The organism is Chthoniobacter sp. (assembly GCF_040003245.1).
Taxonomy (GTDB): domain Bacteria; phylum Verrucomicrobiota; class Verrucomicrobiia; order Chthoniobacterales; family Chthoniobacteraceae; genus Chthoniobacter.
Map to the genome: position 1 here is coordinate 1 of NZ_JBDUCX010000268.1, position 8,819 is coordinate 8,819.

Annotated in this window: 7 protein-coding genes; 6 read left to right on the top strand and 1 reads right to left on the bottom strand. The window is 62.1% G+C overall.

What is annotated here, in order from left to right:
* Positions 1-598 precede the first annotated feature (598 nt).
* The 6 genes from ABJF10_RS26290 (at position 599) to ABJF10_RS26315 (ending at position 7,241) form a co-directional block, all read left to right on the top strand.
* Entirely contained in the window at positions 599-1,603 is a 1,005-nt protein-coding gene (locus ABJF10_RS26290; RefSeq protein WP_348547596.1) for a sensor histidine kinase, read from the top strand.
* Positions 1,600-2,247 carry a response regulator transcription factor gene (locus ABJF10_RS26295; protein ID WP_348547597.1) on the top strand — a complete coding sequence of 216 codons (648 nt, stop codon included), beginning with the start codon at positions 1,600-1,602 and terminating at the stop codon, positions 2,245-2,247. Before ABJF10_RS26290 ends, ABJF10_RS26295 begins: the two co-directional genes overlap by 4 nt.
* 57 nt (positions 2,248-2,304) lie before the next feature.
* Entirely contained in the window at positions 2,305-3,540 is a 1,236-nt protein-coding gene (locus ABJF10_RS26300) for a serine hydrolase (protein ID WP_348547598.1), read from the top strand.
* Positions 3,541-3,603: 63 nt separating this feature from the next.
* Complete coding sequence (locus ABJF10_RS26305; RefSeq protein ID WP_348547599.1) at positions 3,604-5,439, top strand: hypothetical protein; 1,836 nt, start codon at positions 3,604-3,606, stop codon at positions 5,437-5,439.
* A gap of 697 nt (positions 5,440-6,136) precedes the next feature.
* The gene (locus ABJF10_RS26310; protein WP_348547600.1) at positions 6,137-6,724 is read left to right on the top strand and encodes a gluconokinase, GntK/IdnK-type; all 588 of its coding nucleotides are present in this window, start codon (positions 6,137-6,139) and stop codon (positions 6,722-6,724) included.
* Positions 6,725-6,779: 55 nt separating this feature from the next.
* Positions 6,780-7,241: a LysM peptidoglycan-binding domain-containing protein gene (locus tag ABJF10_RS26315; protein WP_348547601.1), complete on the top strand. Its 462-nt coding sequence runs from the start codon at positions 6,780-6,782 to the stop codon at positions 7,239-7,241.
* A 70-nt stretch (positions 7,242-7,311) separates the two neighbouring features.
* Here ABJF10_RS26315 and ABJF10_RS26320 read toward each other — a convergent pair.
* Positions 7,312-8,819 (bottom strand): AAA family ATPase (locus tag ABJF10_RS26320; protein WP_348547602.1); only part of this gene is annotated, 1,508 nt, incomplete at its 5' end.

Genomic DNA, 8,819 nt, shown 5'->3' on the forward strand with positions numbered 1-8,819 from the left:
GGGAGCGGCCTCCTTGGCGGCCTCCGCAGGAGCTGCGGCAGGTGCGGGAGCGGCTGCTGCGGGAGCTGGGGCGGCAGGTGGCGCATCCTGCGCACACAATTGGTTACTAGTGGCGGCAAGCGAGAGCAGGAGTGCTGCGCTCGCGGTAAGCATTTTTCGAGATAGATGAATCATCTGGACGAAACGGGTGGTGGTGGTGGTTGGTTGGCTGGTGGTGCCTGCGACGAGACACTGACGCGATCTTGGTTTTCGAGTCGCGGCGTCCGTTAGCATTGAATGTGCCGATCAAGTGAAGAATTCCATGCGACAGAGAAAAGACGGCGCGGACTGCCGAGTCGAAGCGGATCGGGACGGCGAGGGGCCTGATAGAAAGCAACAGTTCCAGAGCGGAGTTGGACGATTCAATGTCATCGCACATCGCACAGGAATGTAACGGCGGGCGCTACATCTCTGCCGTTGACCAGCCCAGTGGATTGCTTTCAAGTTCCCGAGCGTGCCCAGCCCTGTCCCGCCTACCGCGATTTCGATTCCAGAAGACGGCAGTGCCAGGTTTTTCCGGAGCGCCGCGGCCTTCTTTCGGCAGAGATCACCGGTCTGGATGTCCTTCGACGCGATCTTCCTTGTCGGACTGATCGGCGTCCTCGATTATCTCACGGATTATGAGGTGGAGTTCTTTCCATTCTACTCCATCCCGATCCTGCTCATGGTCTGGTGGAGTGGCCGCAAGGGCGCCGTGCTCACGGCAGTGCTGAGCGCCATCGTCTGGTACTGCGTGGATATGGCCACGGGACACATCTACTCGCAGGAATGGCTGCGGCTCTGGCAGGCAGTCGTCCGGCTGATCTTCTTTCTCCTCGTGGTGGTCGCCGGCCTGGCGTCGAAGAGGCAGCGCGATTTCAGCCGGGCCCAGTTGGAACTTTCCGAGCGTCTGCGGTTGATGGAGCAAGAGATTATCAGCGTCAGCGAACGGGAGCAGGTGCGTATCGGGCATGACTTGCACGATGGCGTGTGCCAGTACCTGGTGGCCATCGCTTACACCGCCGGACTTTTGAAGCAGGATTTGGAAAAGGAAGCGCCGGCGAAGGCGGCGACGGCGGGGGAGATCGCGGACTTGTTGCAAGATGCGTTGGTGACGGCACGCGACCTGGCGCGCGGCCTGTCCCCGGTGGATTCCGATGAAGACGGCCTGGCCTCGGCGCTGGAAAGCCTGGCGTTGCGGACTTCGAAATTGATGGGTGTCTCCTGCTTCCTGATTTATCCCAAATCGGTCTCCATTCCGGATAATACCCGCGCGATTCATCTCTTCCGCATCGCGCAGGAGGCGGTCAGCAATGCGGTGAAACATGGACACGCCAGATCAGTGATCATTGCCTTGGAATCCACCGGCTTCGAACTTTCCCTGCGGGTGAGCGACGATGGAATCGGCTTCGACCCGGGCAAGGTGGAGAAGGGGGGAATGGGTCTCAATACCATGCGTTACCGGGCGCACATGGAAGGCGGGCATTTGGACATTGAACCGAACAGCCCGACGGGGACAGTAGTAACGTGCACGATCAATAAGATGAATCCCCACGAACTGCAGCGCAACAGCTTCGAGCTATGACGAAGAAGCGTGTCATGATTGTCGACGATCACCCGCTGGTCCGCGAGCGGCTGGCGCAGATTTTCAATCACGAACCGGACATGGAGGTTTGTGGCGAAGCGGAGGACGCGAAACAAGCGATGGAAACGATCCGGCTGGAGGCGCCGGATTTGGTGATCGTGGATATCACGCTCAAGAACTCCAGCGGGCTGGATCTCATCAAGAGCATCAAGCTGCATGCGCCGACGCTGCCCATTCTCGTCCTCTCGATGCACGAGGAATCGCTCTACGCGGAGCGGGTCTTGCGCTCGGGGGCCAATGGCTACATCACGAAGCACCAGCAGCCAGCGGAAGTCCTCACCGCCGTGCGGCGCGTGCTGGCCGGCGATGTGTATGTGTCCGACAAGATGGCGTCGGAATTTCTGCGCAGTATTTCGAGCGGGGTGAAGAGCGCGCCGCATTCCGTGGATCGGCTGACGGACCGGGAATTGGAAGTGCTCGAATTGATCGGGCGGGGGCGGACGACGCGGGAGATCGCGACCAAGCTCGAGCTCGGCGTGGCGACGATCGATACCTATCGCGCCCGCATCAAGGAGAAGATGAATTTCAACAACGCCGCGGAACTGCTGCACTTTGCGATTCGGTGGGTGCAGGACCGGGAGTAGGGGCGAGAGATTCAAATCGCTATTTCCTTTGCGTGATATCGTCGCCAGACTGGGGTAATGAAATTCTTGTTTTCCCCAGTTTTCAGTGGTCTCGCCTTGGCGACGGGCCTGTGCGCATCGAGCTTCGCCGCCGATTACTTTCCGCCGCCGGATAGTGATGGCGGGTGGCGCACGCTGAAGACCGCGCAGGAAATTCGCGAGAAGGCCGGGATGGATTTGTCCGTGCTCGATGCGGCTTACACAGTCACGGAGCGCAGCACCGGGAATGGCGGCTTGCTCGTGGTGCGGCACGGCTATCTGGTCTACGAGAAGTACTTTGGGCGCGCGAGCCGCAATGCCAATCCCGACATGGCGTCCACCGGCAAGGCCTTCACGAGTATTGCCTGCGGGATCATGCTCCATGAGTTTCACGACAAGATTCCACAAGGCCTCGATACGAAGGTCTTCACGGAGAAATACCTGCCCGAGGCGCTGCCGCTGGACGATCCACGCAAGGCGGACATCAAGCTCGGCCAGCTTCTGAGCATGAGCGCGGGTTACTGGGGCGAAGGGCAGACGCCGACCGGCTATGTGATGGGCAAGGTAACGCAACTCAAGCCGGTGAAGGGCCAGGACATTCACGATCTCGATATGTCTTCGCTGCGCGTGCCGCTGTGGACGGACCCGGGCGCGGGTTATTCGTATTCGTCGCCCTCGCCGCACATTGCTTCCATCGTGCTCCGGCATGTCACCGGCATGGAGTTGCAGGATTATATCAACGAACGCCTGGCCAAGCCAATGGGCTGGGGGCCGTGGGGCTATTGCCTGCATCGCGGCGATTTCCTGATGCCGCATGCTAATGGCGCCGGCAGCACCGCGCTGCACGCCACCGACGCGATACGCTTTGGCTATTGCCTGCTGCACAAGGGCAAATGGAAGGACCAGCAGCTCGTACCGTCGGATTACATCGAGCTGTGCCATCAGATGTCGCCTTACGATCCGCACGCGCCGTTCAGCCTGCAATTCGAGCAGAACTCGGATGGCCACGTGCTCGGCGCGCCGCGCGACGCGTTCTTCAAGTCCGGCGCCGGCGGCTTCTGCATCTTCGTCGTGCCTTCGCTCGATCTCGTGATCTACAAGCTCGGCGGGAAGGACAACCAGTACGACCCCTCGCTCACCGGCCTGCCGCAACCCGAGCAGAGCCATGACCGCGACAACTGGCAGCCGCTCCCGAACACCGGATTCTTCGAAGGAAATCCCCCCAACTCGCTGTGGCGGGTGCTCGAGCTGGTGTCGCTTTCCATCAAGGATTGACGCGGAGACGTGGGTCGCGGCGCCGATAAAAGTCCGAATCGGAACTTCTCGCGCTGTTACCCGATGATGCGCTCTTCCCCCCAAGCCACGCTCGCGGTTTCCATCCTCTCGATCCTGCTGCCGGCTCTGGCCGTTCCGCTGTTGGCGGAATCGGTGCCGGCCTTTCCCGGCGCGGAGGGCGGAGGTGAATTCACCACGGGCGGCCGAGGGGGCAGCGTTTATCGCGTGACCAATCTTCACACGGACGGACCGGGCAGCCTGGCCGATGCCGTCAGCCAGCCCAATCGCATTGTCGTTTTCGAGGTTTCGGGAATCATCGATCTCACCGGGGGCAAAGACGGCAAGGAGAAGGGCGGCAGACTTTCGATCGCCCAGCCGAACATCACCATCGCGGGGCAGACTGCGCCGGGGGAGGGCATCTGCCTCAAGGGCGGCGCGCTGGAGATTTCCGCCAGCAACGTGATCGTCCGCTACCTGCGCTCGCGGCGGGGCTTCGTGCGCGACACGGACACGGGTGATGCGCTCGAGGTAAAGCCGACGACCAAGGGCGTGGCGACGGAGGCGGGCGGGCAGACGACCGAGGCCTTCGAGAAGCGCAAAGCGAAGAAAGCGGAACGGGGCAAATTCATGCACGCTTTCGAGAGCCTCACCAATATTATGATCGACCACTGCTCGACCTCGTGGGCGACGGACGAGAACCTCACCGTTACGCACTCCGATCGCACGACCGTCGCTTATTGCATCGCCGCGGAAGGGCTCGACTATACCAACTCCAAGCAGACTCCGCCGAACCATTCCGAAGGTTCGCTTTGGGGGAGCGAGGCGCCGGATGGGCGGTCCACGATGCACCACATGCTCTACGCCAACAACCGCCTGCGCAATCCACGCATGACCGGGGGCGCAGACGTGCCTGCGGTGCTGACGCTCTTCAATAGCGTCGTGGCCAATTGGTCGGAATATGCCACGCACACCGGCAGCGAACGCATCCATTTGAACTGGCTCAGTAACTACTACCAGCCCGGCCTCGACACGCCGGCGGACATTCGCTCGGTCGCCTTCGGGTTTCACGGCGACCCCGAAGCGCGCACCTACGCCAGCGGCAATGTGATTCGCGGCTCCGAGACCTCCACCAACGACAACCGACAGGCCGTGGATTATGCGCCCAAGCTCAAGAAACTCACCCCCTCGCAAAAGGCAGTGATGGTAGCGGAGGCGCCTTTCGCCGTGCTTCCTCCTCATGTCCAAAGCGCCCAGGATGCTTACGAGACGGTGCTCGCCGAGGCGGGAGCCACGCTGCCGGCGCGGGACGCCACCGACCTGCGCATCGTCCACGGGGTGCGCGAAGGCACGGGCCGCATCATCCAAAAGGAAACCGATCTGCCGCCCAACGAACGCTGGCCGGACTACCGTTCGCTCCCGGCGCTTACCGACACCGACCACGACGGCATCCCCGACTATTGGGAAAAGCAGTTCGGCCTCAATTCCGGCGACTCGACGGACAGCGCGAAGCTCTCGGGCGGTTACGCCCATATCGAGCATTACTTCAACAACACCGATCCTACCGGCGGTGCTACTCCACTCGTTTACGTCTCCGCAACGGTCTCCCGCGCCCGCGCGCAGGCGGGGCAGGCCGGTGAATGGCGGGTGACCCGCACGGGCAGCACCGCGGCGCCGTTGCACGTCGATTATACCCTCAGCGGTGAGGCCGCGAGTGGTGAGGACTTTCAGGCGTTGCCGACGAGTGTCACGATTCCTGCGGGACAGCCATCCGCCCTCATTTCCGTTGTGCCGCTGGCCGGCGCGCACGACGATCGGACGATCATCCTTAAATTGGGCACGGAGCAAGCGGCGTATCACGTGGGCTGCCCTGCGCAGTCGCTTATCGTGATCCGGAGATAAGACGACTGGTCGACGGCAAGAGCGGAGCCGGTCACAGACTGCGGGCATTCCCGGCGAGCTGACGCGGCCGTAAAAATTGGTGGCACGATTAGGCACGATTGGACTGGATTGCTGGCGATCGCCATCGCCCCCCTGACGGGCAGGCTTCGCCTGGCTTTTGTGCCGCCCACCTCCGGCCACGGCACCATCTGCGGTTCGCTCCGCTCGAATTACTCTGTGGTTCACTAACGAGGCCCCCTTCCGGGTGAGCGGCGTATCAAGGCTGGTTGCGAAATATAGCAGGCTTGATTTACCTTGATTTGGCTTAAGTCGGCTTGAGGGAAAATAGGAGGAAGCCGCCGCCGGTGATCCCCGCGGCCAACTGCAGACCAACAGGTGTGGGTATGATATCGCATCGTCATCTGAATTCTCCGCTCCCAAGCCGCCCTTCCTGCCGCGTTGCCCTTTCTTCTGCTCCACCATCAAGCGTCGGGCAGTGTAGGCTATTGCCTCTGAAAAGTCAAGAAAAAAGTGCGCGTTTCCGTCACTTTTTCGTTCCTGTTGCGCCGGTCTGAGAAGGAACGGGCGGGGTTCCTATAAGGAGGGGCAAGCGGCAACTGAATGCTTGGCAGAGCCACGCAAACATTTGCAGTGTGCTGACCGCCATGCGTTTCCACCCCTCGCTTTTCCCTGTTGCCCCTACCGAAAGGAGACACCCATGTCGGATGTGCTCGTAAGAGACCGCTGGTATGCCCTGATCGTCGCCGGCCCCAGCGGCTCGGGAAAGAGCGTCGTGGCCGAGGAGATCGCCAAGGAGCTGAGCCTGCCGCTCATCGATGCCGACGATTACCACAGCCGCGAAGCGGTGGAGAGCATGAAGAATGGGATACCGCTCTCGGATGCTTACCGCCAGAACTGGGCGGAGCGCATCATCGGCGGGATGGTCGCCTGGCGTCGGCGAGGGGAGAGCGTGACCATCGCCTGCTCGTGTCTGCGGCGCCGGACACGGGACCGGTTCCGCACTTATGTGAACGAAGCGCGGATGGTGGGCGGGCAGGTGGCAATTGCCTGGCTGGATGTGCGGCCGGACATTTTGAAGGAGCGCCTATTGCAGCGCGAAAAGGCGCAGACCCATTTCTTCCCAGCGTCACTGCTCGCTTCCCAACTGGAAGCCGCGGAGCCGCCCGATCCCCGGGAGGAGCCGGGTGTGGTGCGGATCGAAGTCGGCGGAGAAGCGCCGTCGGGGGTCGCGCAGAAGGTGTGGCAGTCGGTGCCGCAATTGCATCCCTTTGCCGAGCGGCCGTGAACTGAGGATCAAGCCGAGCTTGCGGTGCAGCACGCCGATTCGTTATGCGATGAAGATGTCCCCAAAATTGTCGCTTCTCGCCCTCACTGCCGCCTTGCTCGTTTCCCCCGCGCTCCACGCCGCTACTGGCACCAACCTCGATCAGGAATACCAGCAGATGCGCAAGGTCGCGTTGCGTGATCCGAAGGTGAAAGCGGCCTACGAAGAGGCCGATCGCAAGCTCGAGGCGAAGATCGTGCAGATGGACCCGGCGCTCGCCCACTATCAGCCGGGCCGTTCCCCTGCACCGGAAACGGCGACACCCACGGCCAAGCCCGTAACCCACAGCAAGCCCAAGCCTGAGTCGGTGGTCGGTGGCTTTCATACCACGCATACCGTGGCCAAGGGGGAGACGCTCGGTGGTATCGCCAGTCAGAACGGCGTGACCGTGGCCGCGCTCAAGACGGCCAATCACATCGTGGATGAGAAGAAACTCGCGGTCGGGCAAGTCCTCGCCATCCCCGCCAAACATCCCTGAGGGATGTCCTCGTGTCCCGTCCCGTAAGTTTCTGACTCATTGCGATGGGGCTTTGGCACGTGCGGCGCGCTCACTTCGTGAACACGATCTTCCCGTCTCTCACGTCGGCGGTGATGACGTCGCCTTCGCGGAATTTGCCGGCGAGGATCTCCATGCTGAGTGGGTCGAGCAGGCTGCGCTGGATAGCGCGCTTGAGCGGGCGGGCGCCATACACGGGATCGTAACCTTCATGGGCGAGGTGGTGTTTGGCGGCGTCGGTGAGATGCAGGGTGATCTTCTGCGCGGCGAGGCGCTTGACGAGGCGCGCGGTCTGGATCTCGACAATTTTCGCGAGGTCTTCGTCGCTGAGGCGGTCGAAGATGATGACTTCGTCGACGCGATTGAGGAACTCGGGGCGGAAGTGGCCGCGCAGGCTTTCCATCACGCGGGCTTCGCGCTGCTCGACGTTGTCGGTCGCGTCGAGGATGTACTGTGAGCCGAGGTTGCTCGTCATGATGATGACGGTGTTCTTGAAATCGACGGTGCGGCCCTGGCCATCGGTGATGCGGCCGTCGTCGAGCACTTGCAGGAGCACGTTGAAGACGTCGTGGTGCGCCTTTTCGATCTCGTCGAAGAGGACGACGCTGTAGGGCTTGCGGCGCACGGCTTCCGAAAGCTGGCCGCCTTCCTCGAAGCCGACATAGCCGGGCGGCGCGCCGATGAGGCGGGCGACGCTGTGCTTCTCCATGTATTCGCTCATGTCGATGCGCACCATGGCCCCCTCGTCATCGAAGAGGAATTCGGCGAGCGCGCGGCTGAGCTCGGTTTTGCCGACGCCGGTGGGGCCGAGGAAAATGAAGGAACCGATGGGGCGATTCTCGTCCTGCAAGCCCGCGCGGGCGCGCCGCACGGCATTCGACACGGCGGTGATGGCCGGCTTCTGGCCGATGACCCGTGCGCCGAGGCGGTCTTCCATGCGGATGAGTTTCTCGCGTTCGCTCTCGCGGAGATTGGTCACGGGGATGCCCGTCCACGCGCTGACGACCTCGGCGATGTCGTCGTCGGTGACTTCCTCCTTCAAGATCTGCCGGCCATCGCGCTGCATCTCGGTGAGCTTGGCATTGTGCTCTTCGATCTCGTGCTGGGCCGCGGGGATATGGCCGTACTGGATCTCGCTGGCCTCGGTGAGATCGCCGCTGCGCTGCGCGCGTTCGAGGTCGATCTTCAATTGTTCGAGCTGTTCGTTGAGCTTGCGTTGCTCGTCGATGACCTTCTTTTCGCTCTGCCACTGGGCCTTGAGCGTGGCGGACTTTTCGCGCATCTCGGCGAGTTCCCTTTCCAGCTTGGCGACGCGCTCTTTGCTGGCGGCATCTTTCTCCTTCTTCAGCGCCTGCCGCTCCATTTCGGCCTGCATGATCTCGCGCTCGATGACGTCGATCTCCGTGGGCATGGAATCGAGCTCGATCTTGAGGCGCGACGCCGCTTCGTCCATGAGGTCGACGGCTTTGTCGGGCAAAAAGCGGTCGCTGATGTAGCGGTGCGAAAGCGTGGCCGCGGCGACGAGCGCGGCGTCCTGGATGCGCACGCCGTGGTGGGTGT